This is a genomic window from Micromonospora sp. H33, assembly GCF_052068455.1.
In the GTDB taxonomy this organism is placed as follows: Bacteria; Actinomycetota; Actinomycetes; order Mycobacteriales; family Micromonosporaceae; genus Micromonospora.
The window spans coordinates 889,664-915,189 of the sequence record NZ_JBQHDE010000001.1 but is presented as its reverse complement, the minus strand read 5'-3'; the positions used below and the strand labels follow the sequence as shown (position 1 = coordinate 915,189).

Genomic DNA, 25,526 nt, shown 5'->3' with positions numbered 1-25,526 from the left:
TGCGGGTGTAGTTCAATGGCAGAACATCAGCTTCCCAAGCTGACAGTGCGGGTTCGATTCCCGTCACCCGCTCCAGCGTGAGGCCCCAGCCCAGGACCGGTTTCCTGGCTGGGGCCTCGATCGTTCCCACCGCTTCTTACGCTGGCCGTGCCCGTTACGTGCCCGATCCCTGGTCTGCTTGATCTGTGAGCTGAGCCCGTCGGCGATGTGCTCGTAACAGCGTCCGCGCATGAGGTGGGCACGCAACAAGCGCAGCAACGACGCCACCGCCGTCTACGCGGCCTGAGCAGTAGCTATGCGGAACGGGCCGGCCGGCTACGCCCGCGTCGAACGTCACGGCGCGGGCGTGAGCCCGTCACCGCCGGCAGCCCGAACCCGGCATAGACGCCGGCCGTGATCTGGTAGGAGAGCTGCCCGTTCACCCAGGCCGTGCCCAGATCCTCTTCGCCTCCTAAGCTGAGGCTCACCGGCGACTACGCAGCGCTGTAGGCGTACAGGTTGGCGTACGCAGCCAGGTACGACTAGCGCACCCAGTCCGCTGTACCCGTCCACCCCCTCGGGACCGCGACGACGTCGTCGCAATTCTGTGACGGCGGCCTGCGGCCGCAGCCCGCGAGCGATCAGAGCGCGATTACCGGCCGGCTACGCGATTGCCCTTGAGCCAGTCGTGCCCGCCACCTGCCACCCGCTGTTCGTTCGATTTCGCACGACATAGGTGAGCCACGTAGCGCCATCGCATGCAGCGAAGCCGTTGATGCCGACCCGGACCTCATTGTCGTCGCCGTCCATGGTCCCGAGGGTCACTAAAATGCTGTCGCCTTTGACTTGCATGCAGCCGCCCCTCGTTTCGACCACGGTATCGCGATCGGCGATGAACGTGACCTTCGCCACCCCCGCTAAAGCGGCCGTCACTTGTTGCTGGGTATTCGGCGCGATTGCCGTTCCCTGCTCATGCTGTCCACGAGAGTCTCCCGCGTCTGCATAAGCCTGATCCAAGATATAGACCGTTTTAAAGCGCTGGGAGAAGGAGCTATCCGCAGGCGTGCTCAGGTATCGGCGCAGTACCTGCACGTAAACCTCGGCCTTGTCGACCGCGGTCCAGTCGCCAGCTGCCGCTGCTCCGCCTCGGGCGCCGCCCCCCGCATCGGTGTCGCGGGCGCATCCCGCAGTGCCGGCCACGACCGTCGCGAGCACGCCGGGAACAATCGCGACGACAAGCATTCGCCGCATGGTGCACCTCCGAGCCGTTACCTGGATTGCCGCTGGCACTAAGACGTGCCTCGTCTTGGCCCGGTTCCCCTCTGTGACCGACTGGTGCTGCCCGACTGGCAGGTCGAGTAGGCCCACCACTCCCGCATCCCTGATCGCTGGCGATCGAGCGCGGTCAGAGGACCGGCCAGGCCATCCGCGGGCCACATGGTGGTGTCGCCGGAGGCCAAGCCAGCCGGTCCGGGTCATCGTCAACGGTGGTGAGGCTGCCGGGGCACCACAGGGCCGGACCACGGCTATAGAGTCTCCGGGCGCGCTCCCCCTCGTCGACCAGCCGAGTGATGGCGGGGCGTGCTCCAGCGAGGAGTGTCTACTTGTCTCGATCTCCTTTTCGCCGGCCGCTTGCTGTCGCGACGGCCTTCGCGCTTGTCGCCAGCGTGTCGGTCGTCGCTGGTACGCCGGCTACGGCCAGCCTTCCTGGCTCGGGCAGCGTGCTGACCAGCAGCAACGGCCAGACCGCCGTCAAGATTCATGGGGATCCGTCCCGGACGTCACTGAGTTCGTCGGACACCATCCGGGACGCTGCCTGGTCCCCGGACGGCAGTCAGGCGGTCTACATCAACCAGAGTGGGGGGATCAGCAGGATCCGGTTCGACGACGGCGCGGCCCGCTACCCGCTGTCGTCACCACCGGATGACGGGGTGCTCCGCAGGAGCACGAGTTGGTGGGCGGACGGTAGCCGTGTCGCTTGGGCGGAGAAGGCATCGGCCACCGCCCCGTGGCGTGTTGCCTCGGAGGGCAGCGGAGGTGCCCTCCGTCAGGGGTGGATCTCGCCCAAGGATGGGAAGCACTATCTGAATCCGGATGGTGGGCCGGGTCTGCTGTTGGCCTTCCAGCGCCAGGACGACAACGGCTCGGGTCAGCCGTCCGGGCAGCCGGCGGTCATGGTGTACGACGGCTCGCGGGAATGGTACGAACGACTGGCGCTGGTTGACGACAACGGGGCGAATCCGTCGATTTCGCCTGATGGCTCGCGGGTGGCCTTCGTACGCGCCGGTCGCATCGTCGTGTCTGATCTCGCCGGCGAGAACGAGGTGACGGTCAGCCCTGCGGGTGTGCAGTACGACGATCCCACCTGGTCGCCGGACGGTAGGACGTTGGCGTTCAGCAAGGTCACGTCGACGGCTGCGCGGCCGGTGTACACGGCGTTGGCGGATGGTTCGGCCGCGCCGGCAGCGGTGCCGGGTCTGGACGGTGTGCCGGCCTATCAGCCGCATAGGAAGGAACGGGTCGCGCGGTTGTCCGGTGCCAACCGATTCGAAACCGCGGTGGCGGTGTCCCGGTCGCGTTGGGCCACGAGTGGGGCTACCGCCGTGGTTCTGACGCGGTCGGATACCTACGCTGACGCACTGAGCGGTGTGGCATTGGCGGCGAAGAAGGGTGGTCCGCTGTTGTTGACGCCTCCGGACAGGCTGGAGGAGGCGACGCGGGCGGAGATGCAGCGGGTCCTGCTTCCCGGGCACAGCACGGTCTATCTGTTGGGTAGTACCGGTGCGCTGTCGCAGGCCGTTGAGGATCAGGTCCGGGCGCTGGGCTACTTCGTGCAGCGCTTGGCCGGCCCGGATCGCTTTGCGACGTCGGTCGAGATCGCGAAGGCGATCGACCCGAATCCGCCACTTGTGTTGCTTGCCACCGGGATGAACTACCCGGACGCCCTGGCCGCCGGTGCCGCGGCTGCTGCTCAGAATGCCTCGGAGGAAGGCAACTACTCAGCGGTGGTGTTGCTTACCCGGGATGCGACGATTCCGTCAGTGACGAAGGCGTTCCTCGACTCGCGGCCGAAGGACTTGGGGATGCTGTACGGCATCGGAAGGCAGGCCGCGGCCGCCGCCTATTCGTATGATCCCGTCGGCCCCTACGTCCGTGGAGTGTGGGGCGCGGACCGCTACGAGACCGCCCACGACGTCGCCGTGGAGTTCTTCGAGGGTCAGAGGTATACCGGCTTCGCCACCGGGACCAACTGGCCGGACGCGCTGACCGGCGGCGCCCTGATGGGCGTCCTCGGTGGTCCGTTGATGCTCACACGGGGCACCGATGCCAGCCTCGGGATCCACGCGGTGTCGCTCCTCAAGGAGTCGAGCGGTTCGGTGCACACCGGGGTGGTCTTCGGCTCGTCCGCGGTGGTCAGCTCGTCCCAGCAGCCGCAGATCGGCACCTGGCTCGGGGGGCCGCTCGGCTCCAGCTCGGTGAGCAACCCGACCAACATTGCTCTGGGGATCGAGGCACCTTGATCCGGCTTCGCTCAGGATCGGGCTGAGGTCGCCCGGGTCGCCCCGGCGTGGCGTGAAGACCGGGGCCTGGCTCGGATCAGCATCTCCTTAACGTGACGGGGCCCGGCCGAATGGCCGGGCCCCGTCGACGTCAGGTCCGAACTACCGCTCGGCGAGCCGCTCCCGGCCCGCCTTGACGGCTGCGGCGACGTCGGCGCCGTCGCGCGGGGCGGCGGCCCGAGCCGTGGTGTCCGCGGTGCTTTCGGCCGTCCGCAGCACGTCGGTCGCGTTCGTCGCGGCGTTGTATCCGGCCGGACCGCTGATGTGGAAGCCCAGCCCGTTGCGTTGCACGTCGTTCATGACCGCGGCCGAGCCGAAGACCAGGCCCGTGTGCACCGAGCCCGCCATCTCTTCACCCAGGGCCCAGATCTCGTCCCCGACTGCGGCGGCGGTGCCGGGGGCGAGGATCAGCGGCGCGTCGAGCGACCCCATCAGGGCGCCGCCGGCGAGGGCATCCGGCCAGTTGGTCCCGGTGGCAACACCGATGTGCTGGTACCCACCGAAGAACGCCCAGGCGACCAACAGGGCCGTCTCGTAGCGGGTCGAGCCGGAGACCGGGATCCCGCCGTACGGCCCGGTGGCGATGTCGCCCCAGAGGCCGATGCCGTAGATCTCCGTGCTGGCGGGCAATGCGTCGAAGTAGCTCAGGGTGGCCGGGGTGAGGGTGCTGTCCTTGGTGAGGATCACGACGGCCGAGGTGCCCTTGCCAGGCAGGTTCTGGGCGCCGGCGGCCGCACCCGCGGCGAGGGCGTCCGGGAAGTTCGCGCCGGTGGCGGCGAGCACCATGTCCGGCGTCGAGTCGATGGCGTCGGCGATCGCGATCGAGGTGGCGTAGCGGTCGGTGCCGGCGAGCCGGACGGGCGTGAAGCCCAGCGAGCGCACCTGGTTCTCCACGGCCGTGGAGAGCGCACCGGCCGCGCTGCCGAGCAGGTAGACCGTGCTGCCCGGCTTGAGGACCCGGGTCAGCTCGGTGGCGACCGCCGGCGCGAGCGTGGTGGTCGGGGTCATCAGCAGCGGCCCGTTCTTCGCCGCGGCCAGGGCGGACCCGCCGAGCGCGTCGGCGAAGGTGTCGGACCGGGACAGGACCGCCACCGACGCCTTGGCGCGCCGGTCGGAGGCGTTGCTGTGGCTCGCCCAGTGTGACTGGGAGATGGCCGAGGCGGTGCCGAAGCGGTCGCTGCCGGCGAGCCGGACCACCCGGTCCTTCTTCGCGGGCCGGTAGTCCGGCACTCCGGCGAGATACGGAATGGTGGTCACCGCGGCGCCGGCGGTGGTGGGGGCGGTGCCGACGGTCGTGCCCTGCGCGAAGGCGACCGTGCCGCCGTCGGCCTTGAGCACCGGGTCTGCCTTGGCCGTGCCGCCGGTGGTGACCTGGACCTCGGCGGCACCCGCGGCGGTGCCCCGCACCCAGATCTGCCCGCCGCGGACGAAGGCGACCTTCGTGCCGTCGGCCGAGATGGTGGGGCTCGCGGCGTCCGTGGTGATGCGCGTGTACGTGCTGCCGTCGAGGAAGCCGATCTCCGGCGTGCCGGTGGGGCCGCCGGAGCTGTCGGAGGCCTGCCGCTGCACGACGAGGCGGGAGCTGCCGTTGGTGTCCGGCTCCGAGTAGTGGTTGCCGTCGTTCGGCGAGCGGCGCATTACGTCGAAGCCGACGGCGCTGACGGACCCCTCGATCCGCCACGGGCTGTCGGCCTCCTTGGCGGCCCAGACCACGGTCGACCCGGCGCCAACCCACTCGGGGGTGGCACGGGTGACGTCGGGGTGGGCCTCGGCGATCGGGTAGACCTCACCGCTGTTGCCGATGGTCGCGATGTCGCCGGTGTCGGCGACGAACACGGCCCGACTGCCGTCCGGCGACCAGGCGGCGTCAGTGATCGTGTAGTCCGACGACCTGAGGCCCTGCTCGTCGCCGGTCTTGGGGTCGGGCGCTCCGGTCACCAGAATGTTGGTGCCGTCGCTGGCGGTCAAGCCGCCGCTGGGGCCGTGGGTGGCGTGCGCGGTGCCCGCACCGCCGAAGAGGGTGGTCGCGCCGATGGCGAGCACGATGGCGCCCGCTCCCGTGCGGCGCCGCAGGGAAGGTCGAAGCAAGGAAGCTCCTCGGAAGACGATTGCGCCGGTTGCGGTGTCGGCGGCCGTGCCGGCCGGGGTGGCGCGGGCTTCACTGTAGAGGACGGCCGCGACCGGCGCAGTCCCGCAATGTGCCGGTGTGGACACACTCAGTGAACGATCGGGTCGGATCGTGCGGGGTGACCTCGGGGTCTGCGTCCACCCGTCACCTCATCCGTTCGGTCAGACCTTCGTGTTGACGGGGATCCGGGGCAGCGGGCCGGCAAAGGATCTCTTAAGGTTCTGCCATCTGCGCCGCCCCGTGCCGGATCAGCCGGCGGACGGGTGTCACTTCACGGCGCGTCTCATTTCAGCGGGGAGTCCCCTTGCCTCCATCTTCGCTTCGCAGGTCCGCGGCCGTCGCCTCGGCCCTCGCTCTCGGTTCCACCACCCTCGTCATGTCCGCGCCCGCCGCGCAGGCCAGCCTCGCCGGCTCCGGCAGCGTGCTGACGACGACCAACAGCGGTTCGACCGTCATGCAGGTGTACGGGGACGCGTCCCGTACGAAGATCCAGAACATCGAGAAGATGCGGGACGCGTCGTGGTCGCCGGACGGCAGCCGCTTCGCGTACATCGGCCCCGACGTGGACGGCAACGGCATCGTCTCGATGCGGTTCAACGCCGAGGCTCCGGACTGGTACATCGCGCTGCCCGACGAGAGCGTCACGCGTCGCGGCCTGTCCTGGCGGGGCGGCGGCAGCAGCGTCGTCTGGGGAGAGCAGCGGAAGGACCCGGGCTCCAAGTGGGTCATCCGCGTCGCCGCGAGCTCATCGGGCTGGGAGCCCGGGCAGCTCACGCCGAACGACGGCATGCACTACCAGAACCCGGACGGCGGGCCCAGCGGCAAGGTCGTGTTCCAGCGGATGGCCGACAACGCCGGGTCACCGACCGGCACGCCGGCCGTCGTGCTCTACGACCCGGCCAAGCCCGCCGACCAGCGGATCACCGTCGTCGACGCGGACGGCTCGAACCCGTCGATCTCGCCGGACGGCACGAAGGTGGCCTTCGTCCGCGGCGGCCAGATCATCGTGTCCGACCTCGCCGGCGAGAACGAGGTCGTGGTCGCGAACAACGCGGCCACGAACGACCACCCGACGTGGTCGCCCGACGGCACGCGCGTCGCCTTCACCCGGGGCACCACGGTGTCGAGCGCACCGTCGAACGAGTCCGCCGCGGCGAGCCCGACGAAGGTCTCCGACATCCTGGGCATCCCGGCGTACCAGCCGCGCAACAAGGACCGGGTGGTCCGGCTCTCCGGCCAGAACCGGTACACGACCGCCATCGCCGTCTCCCAGTCGCACTGGGCCAGCCACAACAACGGCACCGACAAGCGCGAGCGGGCCAACACGGTCGTGCTGTCCCGGTCGGACATGTTCGCCGACGCGCTCAGCGGCTCGGCGCTGGCGGCGGTCAAGGGCGGCCCGCTGCTGATGACCCCGCCCAACGGCCTGGACGCCAACACCGCCACGGAGATGCAGCGGGTCCTGGCCCCGGGCGGCACGGTCTACCTGCTGGGCAGCGAGGGCGCGCTCACGGCCGCCGTCGCCGACAAGGTCCGGGCACTGGGCTACACCGTCAAGCGGCTGGCCGGCAGCGACCGGTACGCCACCTCGGTGGAGATCGCCAAGGAGATCGACCCGACGCCGGACCTGGTCCTGCTGGCGACCGGCACCAACTTCCCGGACGCGCTCGCGGCCGGCGCCGCCGCCGGTTCGTACCAGGGCGCGGGCGTGCCGACCGCGGTCGTGCTGCTCACCAAGGACAGCGTGCTCCCGGCCGCCACCAAGTCGTTCCTCGACACCCTGCCGCGGGACCAGCGCGCCCTCTTCGGCGTCGGCCTCTTCGGGTTCCAGGCGGGCTACGCGTACGACCCGAGCACCGAGGACGTGTCGGGTACGAACCGGTACGAGACCGCGCTGATCACCGCGTGGACGTTCTTCGGCGGGCAGCGGTACGCGGGCGTCGCCACCGGTTACGACTGGCCGGACGCCCTCTCCGGTGGCGCCCTGATGGGTCGCCTCAACGGCCCGCTGCTGATCACCCCGGGCACCGGGGCCAGCCTCGCGTTCGAGACCCAGCTCCTGCTGGACGAGGCCAGCGGCTCCATCCACACCGGCCTGGTGTTCGGCTCGGCCGCGGTGGTCACCGACGCGCAGCGGAACCAGATCGGCACCTGGATCGGTGGCCCGCTCGGCTCCAGCCTGCTGAGCAACACCACCGACGTCGGGGTGGGCGCGCGCAGCCAGGCGACGCTGCGGACGCAGGCCGTCGACGGCGAGGGCGACATGCGGACGGTCGAGCAGGCCGTCGCCGCCGCCAAGCAGGCCCGCGAGCGTCTCGCCGGCCGCTGAGCAACAGATAACGGCGGGGGCCCGGTCGCAACCGACCGGGCCCCTCTGTCGTGTTTAGAGGACGCGCAAGCGCGTCCCGTCCCGCACGGGGGCACGTGACCGGCAGCCCGACAGGGCTGCCGGACGAGTGAGGGGAGAGAAGGACATGGCGGACAGACGCACAGGCACAAACCCGTCCTGGTCACGCCGGCAGGTGCTGACGGCGGTGGGGGTGGCCGGTGCCGCGCCGTTGGTGGCGCCGGGGGCGGCCGAGGCAGCGCCGGTGACACCCACGAGCGCCGGCCGCTGGGTCGGGCCCGGTGGCCCGGGGGTCGTCGACCCGGCGTACGAGATCAGCCCGCCGATGTCCGAGTCGGCGGTCGCGGAGGCTCCCCGGCTGTCCGCGAAGCAGTCCCGGCAGCTGGCCAGCGGCCCGTCGGACGCCGCCCGCACGCTCAGCAGCGACGCGGCCGCCGCCGACGTGCCGTTCACGTTCCGCTACGACCCGTTCGACATCCGGGACCTGCCCGAGACCCTGCGGCCGTACCACAGCAACGTCCGGATGCCGATCGTCGACGCGGGCCCGCACGACGAGCACGGCGTACGCATGGCGCTGCTCGGCGGGAAGCTCTACGACCACCCCGTCAACCAGGCCCAGTACGGCCTCAACCTGCTGGAGAGCTACCGCCTCACCGGCTACCAGGTGTATCTCCACCGGGCGATGGCGCAGGCGCAGCGCCTGATCGACCGGCGGGTCGTCCACGAGGGAGGCTGGTTCTACCCGTACCAGTTCCGGCACGCCCTGCACCGCTCCGCCGACATCCTCGAGCCGCCGTGGTACTCGATGATGGCCCAGGGCCAGGCGATGAGCCTCTTCGTCCGGTTGGCGCAGATCCTGGGCAAGGGCAGCCGCTGGCGCGAGGCGGCCGACGCGACCTTCGCGTCCTACCTCGTCCCCCCGGTCGCCGGGAAGCCGTGGGGGGTGTACGTCAAGGACGGGCTGCTCTGGCTCGAGGAGTACGCGCACCCCACGCAGGTCCGGGGCGACCTGACCTACAACGGGCACATCTTCTCGGCCTTCGGTCTCTGGGACTACTGGACGCTGAGCCGGGATGCCGGGGCCAAGCTGATGCTCCAGGGCGCGATCACCACCGCTCGCGACGTCCACCAGCTCATCCGCACCCGCCAGTGGCGGAGCAAGTACTGCCTCACCCACCAGAAGGACGCGGGCAACTACCACACCACGCACATCGGCCAGCACTCCGTGCTGCACGCCGTCACCGGCGACTCGACCTTCGCCCAGATCATGGACCTCTACTACTCCGACCACCCGCCGCGCGGCGTGTCCGGGACGATCATGCTCGCGGCGGGGGAGCACGTCGGCTACAAGTTCGACGCGGCCGGCACCATCGTGGCGACGAAGCGGCTCTCCCTGACCCGGCGCAGCAACGCGCCGTCCTCCGAGCGACTCAAGGTGCTGCGGCAGACCGGCATCTGGTACGCCATCAGCGGAGGCTCGTTGAACGGTTACCTGGTCAAGGAGATTCCCGGCAAGTCGTACCAGATCGGGAGAGCGGCAGCGATCGGCTACCGCATCCCACGGCCGGCCGTGGTCGCCGCCGCGCCCGTCAAGGCGTACACCATCGACGCGGCCGGGCAGATGACCTCGGTGGTCACCGACCTCGCGGTCGGCGCCAACGTGACCGTCGACCTGCGTGCCGCCCTCAACGGCGTGCAGCACTACCGCCTGGCCGCCGGCACGTACGCCGGCCGTTGGGTCGGCCTCACCACCCTGACCGGCAGGTGAGTGCGACTGCTGACGCCGGGGAGCGGGTCCGGATCGGGCCCGCTCCCCGGCGCGTCGACGCCACGGCACGGTAGGGCGGTACCCGGACCGGCGGGCCGGCTCGCCGATACGCTGGCGATCATGCGTATCGGCATCGTGATCCTCCCCGACCAGCGCTGGTCCGAGTCCCACCGGCGCTGGCGGCAAGCGGACGAGTGGGGCTTCGACCACGCGTGGACGTACGACCACCTCGGGTGGCGGGACCTGGTCGACGGGCCGTGGTTCGACTCGATGACCACCCTCACCGCTGCGGCGATCGTGACCCGCCGGATCCGCCTCGGCACCCTGGTCGCCTCGCCGAACTTCCGGCACCCGGCGGCGTTCGCCCGGCAGATCACCGCCCTCGACGACGTGTCCGACGGGCGGGTCCTGCTCGGCGTCGGCGCGGGCGGCATCGGGTTCGACTCCGCCGTGCTGGGCGGGGAGACCCTGCCGCCACGGCAGCGGGTGGACCGGTTCGCCGAGTTCGTCGAGCTGCTCGACCTGGTGCTGCGCGAGGACGGTACGACCTGGCACGGCGACTGGTTCACCGCCGTGGACGCGCGCAACAACCCGGGCTGCGTGCAGACCCCGCGGGTGCCGTTCGTGGTGGCCGCCAACGGGCCCCGCTCCATGCGACTCGTCGCGCGCTTCGGTCAGGGCTGGGTCACCACGGGCTCCGGCGGCGACGACCTGGAGGCCTGGTGGGACGGCGTCGCCGAGCTGGCGGCGCGGATGGACAAGACGCTCGCCGCCGAGGGGCGCGATCCGGCCTCGCTGGACCGGTACCTCTCGCTCGACTCCGCGCCGGTCTTCTCCCTCCGCAGCGCCGACTTCTTCGCCGAGCAGGTGGGGCGTGCCGCCACGCTCGGCTTCACCGACGTGGTCACCCACTGGCCCCGCGCCAGCAGCTGGTACGCGGGCGACGAGGAGGTCCTGGTGGACGTCGCCACCCGTCTCCTGCCCGAGCTGCGCCGGGCCTGAGCGGTTCCCCGTACCTCAGGTGCCGAGGTCGCCGGTGGTGATGCCGCCGTCGCCCGCCGAGACCAGCCGGAACCGGACGCACACGATCGGGGTGTCGTCCTCGACCGGCGTACCGGCCCGGGCCCAGAACGCGGCGTGGCCGTCCCGCCACTCCTCGATCGACCGGTCGCCCTCGCCCTCCGACCGGGCGAAGTCCCAGGAGACACCGGCGAAGGGGACGACCTCGACGCCGGTGACCTCCACGACGGCGACGAGCCCGTCGTGGTCGTCGACGAGCGCGAGCCGCTCACCCACGTGTTCCAGTTGCTCGCCCTCCCGGTCGTACTCGCTGAGCAGGCCGGCGGTCGCCTGCTTCACCCCGGCGAGCACGAGGGTGTTCAGGTTCGCCCGCATCTCCCCGGGCGTCCCGAGGTCGAGCGTGCGCAGTCCGCCGATCCGAGGCCACATCCTGCCGAGGCTACCGCCGCTTCGGCGGTCACGCGCCGGGGTCGCCGCCGTGAGCTGGGCCGCCGCGGCGTCAGGGCCCGAGGTCGGCGTCGGTGAGTAGGCTCCGGATGCGCAGTTCGGTCGCGACCTCCGGTGGGCAGTCGGCCACTACCGTGGCCGTGCCGACCGCCCGGGCGCCCCGCGCCGCGCAGATCTCGTAGAGGGCGCGTACCTGGGCTGCGGTGGCCACCCAGTCGTCCACCACCAGCACCCGGTCGCCCGGCCCGAGGTGCCGGTCGCGGACGGCGAGGTCCACGCGGCGGCCGCGGAAGTCCGGTGGGCTCTGCGCCCAGGTCAGGGCGCCGGCGGGCAGTCGCCCGTCGCCCGGCTTGTGCGCGGCGACGAAGCCGACGCCGAGCGCGGTGGCGGCGAGGGGACCGAGCAGGTATCCGGTGACGGCCGGGGAGACGACCACGGTCGGCCGGGCTGCCCGGAAGGGCTCCACCAGGGCCGGCCCGAGATCGGCCAGCACCGACGGGTCTCGCCACCAGCCGGACACGTCGCTGACCAGGTGGCTGGCACCGGGACCGGGATCGATCCAGCGGATCAGCTCGGTGAGGCGTCTGCTCAGCTCAGTGGGCATGCCGTCCATCCTGCGGCACCGGTCGCGCGCCCGCGGGCCGTGGGTCGGGCGGGCCACCTCGGCTCGGATGATCGGCTACACGTTTCGCCGCAATTCCGGCTATACCACCATGATCACATTGACTTCGGAAGTGCTTCGCTCGTTACGGTCCGACCCGGTTTGTTCAAGATGACGAAAGGACCGCGCCGGTGGCTGGCAGGCACTCGCGTACCCGTAGGTTCTCCTCCCCGAGCGGCATCGCGGCCACCGCGGCCCTTGCTGTGGTCCTCGCGGTGGGGGGCACCGTCGGCGCCGTGCAGCTGACCTCCGGCGTGGAGGCCGAGCGGCCGGCCGCCGTCGACCTGGCCCCCACCGGCCTGCCGACCAGCGCCACCCCCGGCTCGCCGACCGCGTCGCCGAGCACCAGCGCCTCCCCGAGCCCGAAGGCCACCCGCTCGACGCAGGCCCCGTCGCGGAGCAAGCCGCGCACCGCCACGCCGAAGCCGACCGCCACGAAGAAGACCAGCACCGCCCGTCCGGTCGTGGACACCGGTTCCTGCGGCGCCTCCTTCTACTCGGAGGGGCAGCTCACGGCCAACGGCGAGACGTTCGACCCGTCGGCGATGACCGCCGCCCACAAGACCCTGCCGTTCGACACGAAGGTGCGGGTCACCAACCCGGCGACCGGCAAGTCGGTGACCGTCCGGATCAACGATCGCGGCCCGTTCATCGAGGGGCGTTGCCTGGACCTGTCCCGCGCGGCGTTCGCGGCGATCGCCTCGCTGGACGCGGGCCACGTCGAGGTCCGGTACGAGGTCCTGGGCTGAGTTGATGCGGGACGGCGATCGGGTCGGCGGTGGCGACCGCGCGGCCAGATCCGCCTCGGACGTCGGGCCAGGTTCATTCACCGTTTCACGTCGATCAGGCATGCTGTCCCTCGTACGCACGCACGCTTTCCAGTCGGGCCGCGGCCCGCTGAGCCCCGGATCCCGCGCCGGCCTCGGCGCGGCCCTCGTCCTGCTCGCATTCGTGTCCGCAGTCGAGCTGGCGGACGGCCGGGGTGCCAACTACATCGCCCTCATGGTCGCCGCGCCCTTCCTGGCCGCCGCCCTGGCCTCGTGGCGGGTCGTGCTGGGCGTGGGCGCCGCCGCGACCGTCCTCGGCGCGAGCTTCGCGCTGGGCGAGCAGACCGTCTCGCTCTCCACCGCCGTCGCGGTCGCCGGCATCGCACTGGGCACGGCGCTCGCCGCGGCCACGGCGGCGGTACGCCAGCGGCAGGCCGAGCAGATCGCGGAACTGTCGAAGCTCGCCGCGGTGGCGCAGCAGGCGGTACTGCGCCCACTCGGCCCCCAGGTGGGATCCCTCGCGGTCGCCGCCCGCTACATCTCGTCCACCGCCACCGCGGAGATCGGCGGTGACCTGTACGAGGCGCTGGACACCCCGTACGGCGTACGCATGATCATCGGCGACGTCCGCGGCAAGGGCCTGGAGGCGGTCCGGCTGGCGAGCATCGTCCTGGGTTCGTACCGGCACGTGGCGTACGAGCGGGCCGACCTGCGGGCCGTCGTCGCCGACCTGGACCGGGCGGTGGCCCGCAGCGTGGGCGACGAGGACTTCGTGACCGCCGCCCTGGTCGAGGAGCGGGGCGGCACGCTGACGATCGTCAACTGCGGGCACCCGCCCCCGCTGCTGCTGCGCCACGGCGCGGTCATCCCCCTCGAACCGCCGGCCCCGGCGCCGCCGCTGGGGTTCATGCCGGTGGTCCGGCCGCGGGTCGAGCGGCTGGAGCCCGGTGACCGGCTGCTGCTGTTCACCGACGGGCTCGGCGAGGCCCGGCGGGACGGGGAGTTCTTCCCGACCGCCGACCGGGCCTGGCGGCTCCTCGGTCACGGGACGGTCGGCGACGGGCTGGCGTCCCTCGAGACCGCGCTGGTGGAGTGGGTCCACGGCCGGCTCGACGACGACATCGCGCTGGTCCTGATGGAGTACACGGGCGCCCGCAGCGGGGTCACCGCCGCCGTGCCGAGCTGGGAGGTCGGGGCGGCCGAGGGCTGAGGTGCCGGGCCGTTTCCACCCGGTTGCGGTCCGTGCCCGCGTACCTGAACGGGAAGTATGTAATGGTCGTCACTTCGGGGATCGGCTTGTCGCTGCCTACCCGTCAGTAATACAGTCGGGGTTACTGATCGGTAACACACCTGTCCGGAAGCGGGGCCAGCGAGCATGACCCACTACAAGAGCAACCTTCGGGACCTCGAGTTCAACCTGTTCGAGGTCTTCGGGGCGGACCGGACGTTCGGCCAGGCGCCGTACACGGAGCTGGACGTCGACACCGCCCGCAGCTTCCTCTCCGAGGTCGACCGCCTGGCCCGCGAGGACCTCGCGGCCAGCTACACGGACAGCGACCGCAACCCGCCGGTGTTCGACCCGGCGACGCACACCGCGCCGCTGCCGGAGTCGTTCAAGAAGTCGTACAAGGCCTTCATGGACTCCGAGTTCTGGCGGCTGGACCTCCCCGAGGCGCTGGACGGCTCCAACGCCCCGCGCGCCCTCTGGTGGTCCCTCGCCGAGCTGGTGCTGGGCGCCAACGCCCCGATCTGGATGTACGCGTCCGGCCCGTCCTTCGCGCACGTCCTGCACGTCGAGGGCACCGAGCAGCAGAAGACGTGGGCCAAGCTCTTCATCGACAAGCAGTGGGGCTCGACGATGGTGCTGACCGAGCCGGACGCCGGCTCGGACGTCGGCGCCGGTCGTACCCGCGCCATCCAGCAGCCGGACGGCTCGTGGCACATCGAGGGTGTGAAGCGCTTCATCACCTCGGGTGAGCACGACCTCTCCGACAACATCATCCACTACGTGCTGGCCCGCCCGGTCGGCGTCGAGGGCGTGGGCGGCCCGGGCACCAAGGGCCTCTCGCTCTTCGTCGTGCCGAAGTACCACTTCGACGAGGAGACCGGCGAGCTGGGCGAGCGCAACGGCGTCTTCGCCACCAACGTCGAGCACAAGATGGGCCTGAAGGTCTCGAACACCTGCGAGGTGACCTTCGGCGAGCACGGCGTGCCGGCCAAGGGCTGGCTGCTGGGTGAGAAGCACGACGGCATCCGGCAGATGTTCATGATCATCGAGTACGCCCGGATGATGGTCGGCACGAAGGCCATCGCCACGCTCTCGACCGGCTACCTGAACGCGCTCGAGTACGCCAAGAACCGGGTGCAGGGCGCCGACCTGATCCAGATGACCGACAAGACCGCGCCGCGGGTCACCATCACCCACCACCCGGACGTGCGCCGCTCGCTGCTGCTGCAGAAGTCGTACGCCGAGGGTCTGCGCGCTCTGGTCTGCTACACGGCCAGCTGGCAGGACAAGGTCGCCATCGCCGAGGCCGCCGGCGACGAGAAGGCCACCAAGCTGGCGAAGCGGGTCAACGACCTGCTCCTCCCGCTGGTCAAGGGCGTCGGCTCGGAGCGGGCGTACGAGCTGCTCGGCCACGAGTCGCTCCAGACCTTCGGCGGTTCCGGCTTCCTCCAGGACTACCCGCTGGAGCAGTACGTCCGGGACGCCAAGATCGACACCCTGTACGAGGGCACGACCGCGATCCAGAGCCTCGACCTGATCTTCCGGAAGATCGTCCGGGACAACGGCAAGGCCCTGATGGCGGTCGCCGGCGAGATCCAGGAGTTCATCGCCACCGAGGGCGGCAACGGCCAGCTCAAGGAGGAGCGGCAGGCGCTCGGCAAGGCGCTCGCCGAGATCCAGACGATCCTGGGTGTGATGACCGGCTGGCTCGGCGAGGCGCAGGGCGGCGACGCTCGGGCGCTGTACAAGGTCGGCCTGGGCAGCCGCCGGTTCCTGCTGGCGGTGGGCGACCTGGTCGTGGGCTGGCTGCTCCAGAAGCAGGCCGACGTCGCCCTGCAGGCCCTCGCCGGCGAGGTGTCCGCGTCCGACAAGGCGTTCTACACCGGCAAGGTGGCCGCTGCCCGGTTCTTCGCCCGCGAGGTGCTGCCGCGCATCGGCGCCGACCGGCGGATCATCGAGAACACCGACCTGGACGTCATGGACCTCCCGGAGGAGGCCTTCTAGGTCACGCCGTACCGCTGAGTGGTGTGGTGAGCCCGGGCCCGACCCGGGAATGAGCTGGTCACGACGGCCGGCGGGTTGCGACCCGCCGGCCGTCGTGCGTACCCGGGCCGCCGGCGCGGCCGGGGCCCAGTCCGGGCGGACGGCGGCCCATGATTTCGGGTGCGCTGCGGGTAGCCGCAGCGCACGACGGGTATCCATCGCGGACCACGTCAGGGCACGCCCAGAGCCACCGCACGGGGGAGTGCAGCGCACATGGGCATTGGTAGCGGCATCTTCCTGATCGCCGTCGGCGCGATCCTCACCTTCGCCATCCGGGCCAACGTCTGGTGGCTCGATCTACGCGCGGTCGGCTGGGTGTTCATCCTGGCCGGGCTCGCCGTTCTGCTCACCACGCTCTGGTTCTGGCAGGACCGTCGCAAGCGGGCACGAACGCTCATCGTGGAGGAGAACCGGCTGTCGCATCCCACCGCGATGATGCCGCCGCCTCCCGACCCACCGCCGCCCACCGCGCCACCGTCCTGACCCCACACCGACACACGCCCTGAGCCCGACGAGTGCACGGCTCAGGGCGTGTCGCTGCGTCGCGCCGGGCACCCGCCCGGTCTAACCGCGCGCCGTGTGCCGCGCGGTGATGACGCTTCCCGCCCGGCCGAGTTCCGCCCACTCGGCCGCCGTCCGGTGCACCGCGACGTCACTGGTGCGTAGCCCGTCCTGGTCCGCCCGCTCCGGGTCCAGCAGTGCCGACAGGAGCGAGATGCCGGGATTGTGAGCGATGAGCAGCACCGTCCGGGCGGCCGGATCGACCCGCCGCACCAACGCCAACAGGTCCTCCGGGTGCGCCTCGTACGCGTCCGCCGCATAGTGGACGGCGGGTGCCGGCCCGGCCGACCCACCCTCCGGCGGCGTCCCGGTCATGCCCAACGCCACGCCGTGCCAGGTCTCCCGGGTGCGCCGGGTCGCCGAGCAGATCACCACGTCGGGCAGTAACGCGTGCTTGGCGAGCCACGCGCCGGCCGCCGCCGCATCGGCCCGACCCCGCGCCGCCAGCGGGCGCTCCACGTCCGGTCCGTCGTCGGGTGGCTCCGCCTTGGAGTGCCGGAGCAACACCAGTGTGCGGGCCTGGGCGTACGGGTCCGTCATGTCCTCAGCTTGCCCGATTGGCGATCTCACCGCCTGGGTAAGTCGATGGCTGCCGCAACCTCACCGATGGCCGCGGCGACCGGAACGCCAGGTGACAGCCGAGGAGGCGACGAGATGGGCATTGGTGGCAGTATCTTCCTGATCGCGCTGGGCGCGATCTTCGCGTTCGCCGTGGAAGCGAACCTGGGGTGGCTCGACCTGGCCGTGGTCGGCTGGGTGCTGATGCTCGCCGGCGTGGCGGGCCTGCTCGTCACCCTCTACTTCTGGAACTCCCGCCGCCGTACGGTGGTCGCTCGCCCGGTTCGTGAGGAGCGGGTCGTGGCCGACCCCGTCGTGCCGGCGCAGGACCGGGTCGTGCAGGAGTACCGCGAGGTGCGCCGGCCGGGCCCGCCCGTCTGACCCACCGTCTTCCTCCGGGGGTTCCGCCGCATGGCGGGGCCCCCGGAATCGTGTGCGACGACGCGCATCTCAGGCGAAGAGGGCGAAGTAGATCGCGATGTGGTGGCAGATCGCGGCCACTAGCGTGCAGGCGTGGAAGAACTCGTGGTGACCGAAGACGGTCGGCCACGGGTTGGGCCGGCGCAGCGCGTAGAAGACCGCGCCGACGCTGTAGACGCCTCCGCCGACGGCCAGCAGGACCAGGGCGGTCACCCCGCCGACGCGGAGGATGTCCGGCAGCATCGCCACCGAGACCCAGCCGAGCGCGAGGTAGAGCGGCGCGGAGACCCAGCGCGGGGCGTGCGGCCAGACGAGCTTGAGCGCGACCCCGCCCAGTGCGCCACCCCACACCAGCGCCAGCATCACCGCCGCGGGCCGCGGGTCCAGCAGGAGGACGCAGAACGGCGTGTACGTCCCGGCGATGAACACGAAGATCATCGAGTGGTCCATCCGGCGCATGATCTGGTAGCCGCGCTCCGACCACACACGACGGTGGTACAGAGCGCTGGTGCCGAAGAGGCCGCAGACCGTGAAGCTGTAGACGAGGCAGCCGACCAGCGGCGACCAGCCGGGCCGGGTGGCGGCGATGGAGCAGAGCACGATGCCGCAGACGAGGGCGACGAAGAAGGCGTACGTGTGGAGCCAGCCGCGCATCCGCGGCTTGCCGATGTCGACCGGCTTGAGGCGAAGCGGTGCGGAGGTGGTCACGCCAACAGGTTACGACACCGTAGGTTACTTGCAAGTAGTGTGTCCGGTCACGCCCGATGAACACGCGCCGGGGATCCGGCGTCGCGGGTCCGTCCGGGAGGATGGCGGAATGCGGATCCGACCGGTCGGCGCCCACGCCCTGCTGCTCGACTGCGCCGCCGTCGATGCCGAGCGGGACGCCGCGGATGCCGGCGCCGGGGGCGACGTCACCGGGCCGGGCGGGGACGTCGCGGCACGGGTGGAGGCGTGGCGGGCCGAGCTGTGGCACCGCCGCCGGCAGGGCGAGCTGGACGCCGTGGAGATCGTGCCGGCCGCGACCACCGTGCTGCTCGACGGCGTACGCGACCCGGAGCGCACGGCCGCACTCGTCGCCGGTTGGACCCCGGCCCCGGCACCGGCCGCCACCGCCGCCCCGGTCGCCGCGGTCGAGGTGCCGGTGACGTACGACGGGGAGGACCTGCCCACCGTCGCCGGCCACTGGGGCGTCGACGTGCCGGCCGTCGTGCGGCGGCTGACCACCACGGAGTTCCGGGTGGCCTTCTGCGGCTTCGCGCCCGGGTTCGCGTACCTCACCGGGCTCCCCGCCGCGTTGGCCGTGCCCCGGCTGCCGAGTCCCCGCCCCCGGGTGCCCGCCGGCTCGGTCGCCCTGGCCGGCCCGTACGCCGGGATCTACCCGACCGCCTCCCCCGGCGGCTGGCTGCTCGTCGGGCGGACCGAGCTGCCCCTGTTCGACGTGCACGCCGACCCGCCGGCCCGGCTCGGCCCAGGCACCCGCGTCCGGCTGGTGCCCACGTGACCGCGCCGACCAGCGGCACGGCCGGCACGGTGGAGGTGCTACGGGCCGGCGCCCTCACCACCGTGCAGGACCTCGGGCGGCCCGGCTGGGCGCACCTCGGCGTGCCGCGCTCCGGCGCTCTGGACCCGGCCGCCCTCCGGCTGGCCAACCGCCTGGTCGGCAACCCCGAGTCCGCCGCCGGCCTGGAGATCACGCTGACCGGGTGCGCGCTGCGGTTCACCCGCGCCACCACCGTGGCGGTCACCGGGACGGACACCGACGTGCGGGTCGGCTCCCGCCCCGGTGACGTCGGACGGCCGCTCGCCGTACCGGCCGGCGCGGTCGTCCGGATCGGTCCACCCCGTACCGGCCTGCGGTCGTGGCTCGCCCTCGCCGGAGGGATCGCCGTCGAGCCGGTGCTCGGCAGCCGCGCCACGGACACGCTCTCCGGGCTCGGTCCGCCCCCGCTGCACGACGGCGACCGGCTCCCCCTGGGTACGCCGGCCGGCCCGCCCGCCCCGGTGGACGTCACCGTCTCCGCACCGCCTCCGGCCGAGCTGCGGCTGACGCTGCGCCTCGGCCCGCGCGACGACTGGTTCACGCCGCTCGCGCTCGACCGGCTGCTCGGCACCGCGTACACCGTCTCGCCGGTGAGCAACCGGGTCGGCGCGCGACTGACCGGCGCGGCGCTGCCCCGCGCGGTCGCCGGGGAACTGCCGAGCGAGGGCCTGGTGCTCGGCGCGGTGCAGGTGCCGGCGGACGGCCAGCCGCTGGTGTTCCTCGCCGACCACCCGACGACCGGCGGGTACCCGGTCGTCGGGGTGGTGGCCGACGTGACCCCGCTCGCGCAGGCCCGACCAGGGACTACGGTGACGTTCCATGGACCTCAACGCTGACCTCGGGGAGGGCTTCGGCATCTGGCGGCTCGGCGACGACGCGGCGCTGCTGGACCTCGTGACCTCGGCCAACGTGGCCTGCGGGTTCCACGCCGGGGACGCCTCCACCATGCGGCGGGTGTGCGCCGACGCGGTCGAGCGTGGGGTCGCGGTGGGTGCGCAGGTCGGCTACCGGGACCTCGCCGGCTTCGGGCGGCGGCACATCGCGTACGACTTCGCCGAGCTGCGGGACGAGGTCACCTACCAGCTCGGCGCCCTGGACGCGTTCTGCCGGATCGCCGGCGCCCGGGTCCGCTACCTCAAGCCGCACGGCGCCCTCTACCACGCCGCCGCCCGAGAGGAGTCGCAGGCGGCGGCGCTGGTCGCCGCGGTCGGCGAGTACGACGACCAGTTGCCGTTGCTCTGCCCGCCCGGCTCGGTGCTCGCCCAGCTCGCGACCGGTGCCGGGCTGCGGGTGGTCGCTGAGGGCTTCGCCGACCGGGGGTACCTGCCCAACGGGCTGCTGGTGCCCCGGGGCACCCCGAACGCCCTTGTCACCGACCCCGAGCAGATGGCGCAGCGGGCGGTGCGGATGGCCACCGAGCAGACGGTCGTCGCGGTGGACGGCAGCGTGATCCCCTGCCCGGTGGAGTCGATCTGCCTGCACGGCGACACCCCGGGCTCGGTGCGCTGCGCCGAGCTGGTCCGCGCCGCTCTCATCGACGCCGGGATCCCGCTCACTCCGTTCGCGTGAAAGGAGGGGCCCCTTCTTAACGCCTCGCGTCGTAGAAGGGGCCCCTGTTAACAGCGTCAGGCGTCCAGGCCGCGCAGCACCAGCGGGAGGCGGGTGACGGCGCCATCGACCACCCGGACCGGGACGCCCCAGTCCTGCCGGGTCAGGTGGCAGGCCGCGTGCTCCACGTCGGCGTCACAGGTCGCGGCCTGCGCGGTCACCTGGAGCACGCCCTCCGCCACCGCGCCGTTCACCACCAGCCGCCGGGACAGCTCGGTGCCGGCGCCGGCCCCCTCCAGCAGCAGCTCGGGCGGGGACGCCGAGACCACCACCCGGGTCGACGGCCCGTACGTCTCGTCGAGCTTCTGCCCGGGCGCCGGAGTGAAGATGACGTCCAGGGTGACCTCGCCGGCCGCCACATCGGTCGGCTTCCGCTCGGTGCGGTGCCGCGGACCGTCGACCGTGCTGGCCCCCGCCGCGGTGAGTGCGCCCGGCGCGAGCCGGGTCAGCCGGTGGGCGGCCGACTCCACGACCAGAACGCCGCCGTCGGGCGTGAGCACCACGTCGCTCGGTTCGGCGAGCCCGTCGGCGACCGTGCCGACCGCGTCGGTCTCCGGGTCGTAGCGGCGGACCGCGCCGTTGTACGTGTCGGCGATCAGCACCGAGCCGTCCGGCAGCGCGCACACCCCCAGCGGGTGCTGGAGCAGCGCCTCCGCCGCCGGCCCGTCGACGTGTCCGAAGTCGAAGAGCCCCTGGCCGACGGCGGTGCCCATGACCCCGTTCTCGACGTACCGGATGGCGCTGGTCTCGCTGTCGGCCACCCACAGCCGGGCGCCGTCGGCCGAGACCGACAGGCCGGAGGGCTGGGCCATCCACGCCTCGGGCAGCGGGCCGTCCTTCAGCGCCTCGACCGTGGTGCCCGCGTACATGCCCGCCGTGCGCTTCACCGGGTCGAACCACCAGAGCTGGTGGATGCCCGCCATCGTGATCACGACCTTGTCGTCGTACCAGGCCAGGTCCCACGGAGAGGACAGGTCGACGGAGAGCGCGTCGTGCGCGTGGTCGTCGACGGTGGAGCGCCACTGCCGGCCGGTGCCGGCGACGGTCACCACCTCGCCGGTCGCCAGGCGGACGCCGCGCAGCAGGTGGTTGACCGTGTCGGCGACCACCAGGTCGTAGCCGGCCACCTCGGCGACGTGCGCGGGCAGCAGGCAGAGCCCCTGCGGCTCGGAGAAGGTGGCCGAGCCGGCGGGCCCGTCCGCCCGGCCGCGCTCGCCGGTGCCGATCCGCCGGACCAGCGTCTCGCCGTCGGGTGCCAGCTCCGCGAGCGAGTGCCGGGCCGAGTCCGACACCAGCAGGTTCCCGTCGTCGAGTACGACGGCCTTGCCGGGGAAGCGCAGGGTGGTCTCCGGCTCGGCGGGCGGCACGTACGGGCCGTCGCCGCGGTGCAGCGTGCCCTTGGCCTCGTGGGTGGCGATCAGGTCGTCGATCAGCCGGGACAGCCCCTCGGCGTGGCCCTCACCGGCCATCGTGGCCACCACGTAGCCCTCCGGGTCGATGACCGCCAGGGTCGGCCAGGCGCGGGCGGCGTACTGCTGCCACATGTCGAGCTCGGGGTCGTCGAGCACCGGGTGGTGCACCCCGTACCGCTCCACCGCGGCGGCCAGGGCGTCTGGATCCTTCTCGTGCTCGAACTTCGGCGAGTGCACACCGATGACGACGAGCACGTCGCCGTATTTCTGCTCCAGCGGGCGCAGCTCGTCGAGCACGTGCAGGCAGTTGATACAGCAGAAGGTCCAAAAATCCGCAATCACGATCTTTCCGCGTAGATCGGACAGCGTCAGGTCCCGCCCGCCGGTGTTCAGCCAGCCGCGACCCCGCAGCTCCGGGGCTCGTACTCGTGCGCTCATGACCCCATCGTGCCTGACCTACGGCCGCCGACCGGCTCGAGGGGGCGGACAACGTGCGTGGCGCGCGTCATCCCGGTGCCCGTCGACTGCCCGTCGACCACGGCGGAAGACGGCGGCAGGGCCACGGATCGACCGTGGCCCTGCCGTTCGTCGCGTCGGGTCAGGCTGCCGGCTTGAGGCAGAGCACCCGGTTCGTGCCCTCGCCCGGCAGCACCACGTGCGGCTGCGCCGGGTCGGCGCACTTCGCCGGGGCGTCCACCTTCGACACGATGGTGAACGCACCCGCGTCGCCGCAGTCGGCGGCGGTCGCGCCGCCGCCGGCCTGCTTGACGCAGCTGCCCACCGGTGGGTCGAACGCCGGAGCCTCGTCGCCGCCGATCTTGCCGAGCAGCGCGAGCAGGCCCAGCGGAACGGCCAGGATCAGCACCGCGGCGACCAGCACGGCGGCCAGCACCCGCCCGTTGCGCACCTTCGGCGGGGGCGTGTCGGCGGCGGGCTCGGCGATCGGCTTGAACGAGTCGAAACGGCCCTGGTCCGCCTCGTGACCGGTCTGGCCTCCCTGGTCCCAGGACGGCGCGGCCTGCTGCGGAGCCGGCGGGAACGCCGGCGAGAAGGCCGGCTCGGGCGGGGGCGGGAAACCGGAACCGTTGACGCTGGCGGCGCCGGCGGCCGGAGCACCGAAGTGGTCCGCGGGCCGGTCCCCGCCGCCGTGCGGCCGGACGCCGTTCATCGGCCGGTCGTGGGCCGGAGCGTCGGCGAAGGTCGGCATGCCCGGCGGGAACGGCGGGAACGGCGGCGGCGGTGCCGGCGAGGCCGGCACGACCGGTGCGGCGCCCGCGAAGGCGGTCGGACCGGCCGGCCGGTCCCGGTCGTCGGCGCCGCGCCCGAAGCCGTTGTCCGGGCCGTAGCCGTTGTCCGGGCCGAAGTTCCTGTCCGGGCCGAAGCCGTTGTCCGGGCCGAAGTTCCTGTCCGGGCCGAAGCCGTTGTCCGGGCCGAAGCCGTTGTCGGCACCGAAACCGCCGTCCGGGCCGTGCTCGGGCCGGACCTCCGGCCCGAACCGGTGCGGCACCTGGTCCGCCTGGGGACCGTTCGCCGGCTCCGCGTCCTCGGTGGACTCCGGGCGGGCCGGACGGCCGTACACGCGGGGCTGCGGCGCGGGCGTCGTCGGATGCAGGGCCTGGTCGGCGGGGGGCATGACGCGGCTGGCCAGCGGCACCGAGGCGCTCCCCGAGACGGCACCGGAGGCGCCGCCGGACGGCACCGGGATCGAGGCCCGGCCCGCGGACTCCGGGGACGTACGCGGGGCGGGCACCACCGGGGCGGCCGAGGACTCGTCGTACCGGGCGGCCGGAGCCCACTCCTGCTGCTCGCCCTCGTACCCCGGTGCCCCGCCGTCGCGGGCGGGCTGCTCCGGGGCGAACTGGGCCGGCGGCGGGTAGTCGGCCGGCGGGACGGCGGCCAGGCTGGCGCCCGGCACGCGCTGCTCCTGCGGCGGCAGCGGCACCGCGTTCGCCGGCGAGATCCCCGGGGCGGGCGCGGGCTGGTAGGCCGGCATGTCGTCCGCCCGCTCCGGCTCCCGCGCGTCCGCGGACGCGGCCGACTCGGAGCGGCCCCAAGCCCCACCCGGCCCCCACGGCTCGGCCTCGGGAGCGGCGGGCCGCTGCGCGGGCACCCACGGCTGCGGCGCGCCGTCCGTGGGCACCGAGGCGCTGGCCCGCGCCGGGGGCGTCGAGGTCGGCTCGGCCGGTTGCCAGCCGGTGTCACCGGCGGTCGGTGCGGAGGCGCCGGCCGCCCACCCGCCGCCCGGCGACTGCTCGCCGTGACCCGCCCAGGCATCGGCCGGCCGCGTCTCACCCGAGACGCCCCGGTCACCGGAGGCCGGCCAGTCCGACTGCGGCCGCTCGTCCTGCCGGCCCGTGGCCCAGCCGCCGGACCGGGCGGGGTCGTCCTGGTGCCGCCGGTCGTCCGGCGTCGCCGCGTCGGCGGCCCAGCCGCCCGGCCGGGACGGGTCGTCCTGGTGGCGCCGGTCCTCCGCGGGCCCGGTGGCCCAGCCGCCGGAGGACGCGGCGTCCTGCTGAGCGGCCGGCCAGCCGGCCTGGTCCGCAGTGGACTGTCGGGTCGCGTCGGCCGGGCGGTCGGGCTCGGGCCACGCCTGCGGCGCGCCGGGCACCTGTGCCGCGCCGCGCGCTGCGGGCGCCCAGGCCGGTGCCGCCGCTTCCGCCGTCCAGGCGGGCTGCTCCGGCTGCCTGCCGGTGGATCCGGCGGCGTCGTCCTGCGGTGCACCCCAGTCGGGCTGCTGCGGCCGGTCGTCCTGGCGGGTGGCGGTGCCGGTCGCCCATCCGCCGGAGTGGGACTGGTCGGGCTGGGTGCCGGGGTTCCACCCGCCCGACCGGGCCGGGTCGGGGTGGGCCGAAGCGTCCTGGGCGGGCCAGGACTGCGGCACCTGCGCCGCGCCCCGGGGCGCCGGGCCGGGCTGCGCCCAGGCGGGAGCGGGCGGCTCGGCCTGGGCCCAGGCCGGCGCCTCGGGGGTTTCGGCCCGGGTGGGCTGGTCGGTCTGTGCGAGCCACGGGGGAGCACCGCTGTCGGGTGTCCACGCGCCCGGGGCGGGCGGTTCGGTCTGCTGCGGCACCTGGGCGGCACCCCAGGAGGGGGTCGGCGGTGCTTCGGTCGGCCAGGCGGGCGCCGCCGGGTTCGGCGGCGGGGGCGCCCAACCGAGGTCGGGGTTGCCGGCGGCGTACCCGTTGTCCTGCTGCGCCGGCCGGTCGCCGTACGGCGTCGGTCCACCAGCGCCCGGCGACGCCTCGTCCGGCTGCTGGCCGGGGTGGTGCGTGCCCTCGGACGTCATGCGTGCGCCTCCTCCATCACCTGTCGGCCGCCGGCGCCGCGTGCGCGGCACGGCGACCGGCGTCGCCGGTGGGTACCGGCCGTGCCGGCTCCCCGCACCGTATCCGGTCCCCGTTAAAGGGGCGTCGGGGAGCACTAGGTCGTCACTCCACGTCGCCGAACCGTGTCGATCGGCTTCTATCGGAACCGACCTG

The 25,526-nt window shown here is 72.8% G+C and carries 20 protein-coding genes and 1 tRNA gene; 13 read left to right on the top strand and 8 right to left on the bottom strand.

Annotation, left to right across the window (positions count from 1 at the left end; all coding sequences use genetic code 11):
• The first annotated feature begins 1 nt into the window (after position 1).
• Positions 2 to 75: transfer RNA gene (locus ACTMS0_RS04355), tRNA-Gly, on the top strand.
• A 567-nt stretch (positions 76 to 642) separates the two neighbouring features.
• Here the strand turns inward: ACTMS0_RS04355 and ACTMS0_RS04350 are convergent.
• On the bottom strand, positions 643 to 1,221 hold the full coding sequence (locus ACTMS0_RS04350; protein WP_441153753.1) for a hypothetical protein: 579 nt from the start codon (positions 1,219 to 1,221) through the stop codon (positions 643 to 645).
• 479 nt (positions 1,222 to 1,700) lie between these two features.
• Here ACTMS0_RS04350 and ACTMS0_RS04345 point away from each other — a divergent pair, with 479 nt between their 5' ends.
• Positions 1,701 to 3,500, top strand: coding sequence for a cell wall-binding repeat-containing protein (locus ACTMS0_RS04345; RefSeq protein WP_441153752.1), 1,800 nt, complete (start codon positions 1,701 to 1,703; stop codon positions 3,498 to 3,500).
• 141 nt (positions 3,501 to 3,641) lie between these two features.
• Here the strand turns inward: ACTMS0_RS04345 and ACTMS0_RS04340 are convergent, their stop codons facing one another.
• Positions 3,642 to 5,627 (bottom strand): cell wall-binding repeat-containing protein, encoded by a 1,986-nt coding sequence (locus tag ACTMS0_RS04340; protein ID WP_441153751.1) that lies wholly within the window; start codon positions 5,625 to 5,627, stop codon positions 3,642 to 3,644.
• 416 nt (positions 5,628 to 6,043) lie between these two features.
• Between ACTMS0_RS04340 and ACTMS0_RS04335 the strand changes: the two genes are divergently transcribed.
• The 3 genes from ACTMS0_RS04335 (at position 6,044) to ACTMS0_RS04325 (ending at position 10,784) form a co-directional block, all read left to right on the top strand.
• A complete protein-coding gene (locus ACTMS0_RS04335) occupies positions 6,044 to 7,996 on the top strand; it encodes a cell wall-binding repeat-containing protein (RefSeq protein ID WP_441153750.1) in 1,953 nt (650 codons plus the stop codon).
• Between the two features lie 145 nt (positions 7,997 to 8,141).
• On the top strand, positions 8,142 to 9,782 hold the full coding sequence (locus tag ACTMS0_RS04330) for a D-glucuronyl C5-epimerase family protein (RefSeq protein ID WP_441153749.1): 1,641 nt from the start codon (positions 8,142 to 8,144) through the stop codon (positions 9,780 to 9,782).
• Positions 9,783 to 9,902: 120 nt separating this feature from the next.
• Positions 9,903 to 10,784 carry an LLM class flavin-dependent oxidoreductase gene (locus ACTMS0_RS04325; protein WP_441153748.1) on the top strand — a complete coding sequence of 294 codons (882 nt, stop codon included), beginning with the start codon at positions 9,903 to 9,905 and terminating at the stop codon, positions 10,782 to 10,784.
• Positions 10,785 to 10,799: 15 nt separating this feature from the next.
• Here ACTMS0_RS04325 and ACTMS0_RS04320 read toward each other — a convergent pair whose 3' ends face one another.
• Positions 10,800 to 11,231 (bottom strand): ASCH domain-containing protein, encoded by a 432-nt coding sequence (locus tag ACTMS0_RS04320; protein WP_441153747.1) that lies wholly within the window; start codon positions 11,229 to 11,231, stop codon positions 10,800 to 10,802.
• A gap of 70 nt (positions 11,232 to 11,301) precedes the next feature.
• Complete coding sequence (locus tag ACTMS0_RS04315) at positions 11,302 to 11,853, bottom strand: phosphoribosyltransferase family protein (RefSeq protein ID WP_441153746.1); 552 nt, start codon at positions 11,851 to 11,853, stop codon at positions 11,302 to 11,304.
• A gap of 188 nt (positions 11,854 to 12,041) precedes the next feature.
• Between ACTMS0_RS04315 and ACTMS0_RS04310 the strand changes: the two genes are divergently transcribed.
• The 4 genes from ACTMS0_RS04310 to ACTMS0_RS04295 all read left to right on the top strand — a co-directional run bounded on the left by ACTMS0_RS04310 (position 12,042) and on the right by ACTMS0_RS04295 (position 16,431).
• Complete coding sequence (locus ACTMS0_RS04310) at positions 12,042 to 12,659, top strand: septal ring lytic transglycosylase RlpA family protein (protein WP_441153745.1); 618 nt, start codon at positions 12,042 to 12,044, stop codon at positions 12,657 to 12,659.
• Between the two features lie 100 nt (positions 12,660 to 12,759).
• The gene (locus tag ACTMS0_RS04305) at positions 12,760 to 13,887 is read left to right on the top strand and encodes a PP2C family protein-serine/threonine phosphatase (RefSeq protein WP_441153744.1); all 1,128 of its coding nucleotides are present in this window, start codon (positions 12,760 to 12,762) and stop codon (positions 13,885 to 13,887) included.
• Positions 13,888 to 14,052: 165 nt separating this feature from the next.
• On the top strand, positions 14,053 to 15,909 hold the full coding sequence (locus tag ACTMS0_RS04300; protein WP_441153743.1) for an acyl-CoA dehydrogenase: 1,857 nt from the start codon (positions 14,053 to 14,055) through the stop codon (positions 15,907 to 15,909).
• 252 nt (positions 15,910 to 16,161) lie between these two features.
• Positions 16,162 to 16,431 (top strand): DUF6458 family protein, encoded by a 270-nt coding sequence (locus tag ACTMS0_RS04295; RefSeq protein ID WP_155329506.1) that lies wholly within the window; start codon positions 16,162 to 16,164, stop codon positions 16,429 to 16,431.
• 81 nt (positions 16,432 to 16,512) lie between these two features.
• On the opposite strand, the gene ACTMS0_RS04290 is transcribed toward ACTMS0_RS04295, so the two are convergent.
• Positions 16,513 to 17,049, bottom strand: coding sequence for a SixA phosphatase family protein (locus tag ACTMS0_RS04290; RefSeq protein WP_441153742.1), 537 nt, complete (start codon positions 17,047 to 17,049; stop codon positions 16,513 to 16,515).
• Between the two features lie 114 nt (positions 17,050 to 17,163).
• Here ACTMS0_RS04290 and ACTMS0_RS04285 point away from each other — a divergent pair, with 114 nt between their 5' ends.
• Positions 17,164 to 17,448 (top strand): DUF6458 family protein, encoded by a 285-nt coding sequence (locus ACTMS0_RS04285; protein WP_441153741.1) that lies wholly within the window; start codon positions 17,164 to 17,166, stop codon positions 17,446 to 17,448.
• Positions 17,449 to 17,517: 69 nt separating this feature from the next.
• Here ACTMS0_RS04285 and trhA read toward each other — a convergent pair whose 3' ends face one another.
• On the bottom strand, positions 17,518 to 18,195 hold the full coding sequence (gene trhA / locus ACTMS0_RS04280) for a PAQR family membrane homeostasis protein TrhA (protein ID WP_441153740.1): 678 nt from the start codon (positions 18,193 to 18,195) through the stop codon (positions 17,518 to 17,520).
• 109 nt (positions 18,196 to 18,304) lie between these two features.
• Between trhA and ACTMS0_RS04275 the strand changes: the two genes are divergently transcribed.
• From ACTMS0_RS04275 to ACTMS0_RS04265, 3 genes are read left to right on the top strand one after another with little or no spacing between them, the layout of a single operon-like run.
• Positions 18,305 to 18,991: a 5-oxoprolinase subunit B family protein gene (locus ACTMS0_RS04275; protein WP_441153739.1), complete on the top strand. Its 687-nt coding sequence runs from the start codon at positions 18,305 to 18,307 to the stop codon at positions 18,989 to 18,991.
• Positions 18,988 to 19,866, top strand: a complete 879-nt coding sequence (locus ACTMS0_RS04270; protein ID WP_441153738.1) for a biotin-dependent carboxyltransferase family protein — start codon at positions 18,988 to 18,990, stop codon at positions 19,864 to 19,866. The genes ACTMS0_RS04275 and ACTMS0_RS04270 overlap by 4 nt, the downstream gene beginning before the upstream one ends.
• Positions 19,850 to 20,599 carry a LamB/YcsF family protein gene (locus tag ACTMS0_RS04265; protein WP_441153737.1) on the top strand — a complete coding sequence of 250 codons (750 nt, stop codon included), beginning with the start codon at positions 19,850 to 19,852 and terminating at the stop codon, positions 20,597 to 20,599. Before ACTMS0_RS04270 ends, ACTMS0_RS04265 begins: the two co-directional genes overlap by 17 nt.
• Before the next feature lie 56 nt (positions 20,600 to 20,655).
• Here ACTMS0_RS04265 and ACTMS0_RS04260 read toward each other — a convergent pair whose 3' ends face one another.
• Both ACTMS0_RS04260 and ACTMS0_RS04255 read right to left on the bottom strand, forming a co-directional pair.
• Positions 20,656 to 22,488: an NHL domain-containing thioredoxin family protein gene (locus ACTMS0_RS04260; RefSeq protein ID WP_441153736.1), complete on the bottom strand. Its 1,833-nt coding sequence runs from the start codon at positions 22,486 to 22,488 to the stop codon at positions 20,656 to 20,658.
• 160 nt (positions 22,489 to 22,648) lie between these two features.
• A complete protein-coding gene (locus tag ACTMS0_RS04255) occupies positions 22,649 to 25,333 on the bottom strand; it encodes an LppU/SCO3897 family protein (RefSeq protein WP_441153735.1) in 2,685 nt (894 codons plus the stop codon).
• Between the last annotated feature and the right edge of the window lie 193 nt (positions 25,334 to 25,526).

Excerpts from the sequence above, each read along its gene's own strand:
- ACTMS0_RS04325 (WP_441153748.1), top strand. The coding sequence starts at position 9,903 with ATGCGTATCGGCATCGTGATCCTCCCCGACCAGCGCTGGTCCGAGTCC.
- ACTMS0_RS04315 (WP_441153746.1), bottom strand. The coding sequence starts at position 11,853 with ATGCCCACTGAGCTGAGCAGACGCCTCACCGAGCTGATCCGCTGGATC.
- ACTMS0_RS04300 (WP_441153743.1), top strand. The coding sequence starts at position 14,053 with ATGACCCACTACAAGAGCAACCTTCGGGACCTCGAGTTCAACCTGTTC.
- ACTMS0_RS04255 (WP_441153735.1), bottom strand. The coding sequence starts at position 25,333 with ATGACGTCCGAGGGCACGCACCACCCCGGCCAGCAGCCGGACGAGGCG.
- ACTMS0_RS04275 (WP_441153739.1), top strand. The coding sequence starts at position 18,305 with ATGCGGATCCGACCGGTCGGCGCCCACGCCCTGCTGCTCGACTGCGCC.
- ACTMS0_RS04320 (WP_441153747.1), bottom strand. The coding sequence starts at position 11,231 with ATGTGGCCTCGGATCGGCGGACTGCGCACGCTCGACCTCGGGACGCCC.
- ACTMS0_RS04260 (WP_441153736.1), bottom strand. The coding sequence starts at position 22,488 with ATGAGCGCACGAGTACGAGCCCCGGAGCTGCGGGGTCGCGGCTGGCTG.
- ACTMS0_RS04290 (WP_441153742.1), bottom strand. The coding sequence starts at position 17,049 with ATGACGGACCCGTACGCCCAGGCCCGCACACTGGTGTTGCTCCGGCAC.
- ACTMS0_RS04350 (WP_441153753.1), bottom strand. The coding sequence starts at position 1,221 with ATGCTTGTCGTCGCGATTGTTCCCGGCGTGCTCGCGACGGTCGTGGCC.
- ACTMS0_RS04330 (WP_441153749.1), top strand. The coding sequence starts at position 8,142 with ATGGCGGACAGACGCACAGGCACAAACCCGTCCTGGTCACGCCGGCAG.
- ACTMS0_RS04295 (WP_155329506.1), top strand. The coding sequence starts at position 16,162 with ATGGGCATTGGTAGCGGCATCTTCCTGATCGCCGTCGGCGCGATCCTC.
- ACTMS0_RS04335 (WP_441153750.1), top strand. The coding sequence starts at position 6,044 with ATGTCCGCGCCCGCCGCGCAGGCCAGCCTCGCCGGCTCCGGCAGCGTG.
- ACTMS0_RS04265 (WP_441153737.1), top strand. The coding sequence starts at position 19,850 with ATGGACCTCAACGCTGACCTCGGGGAGGGCTTCGGCATCTGGCGGCTC.
- ACTMS0_RS04305 (WP_441153744.1), top strand. The coding sequence starts at position 12,760 with ATGCTGTCCCTCGTACGCACGCACGCTTTCCAGTCGGGCCGCGGCCCG.
- ACTMS0_RS04285 (WP_441153741.1), top strand. The coding sequence starts at position 17,164 with ATGGGCATTGGTGGCAGTATCTTCCTGATCGCGCTGGGCGCGATCTTC.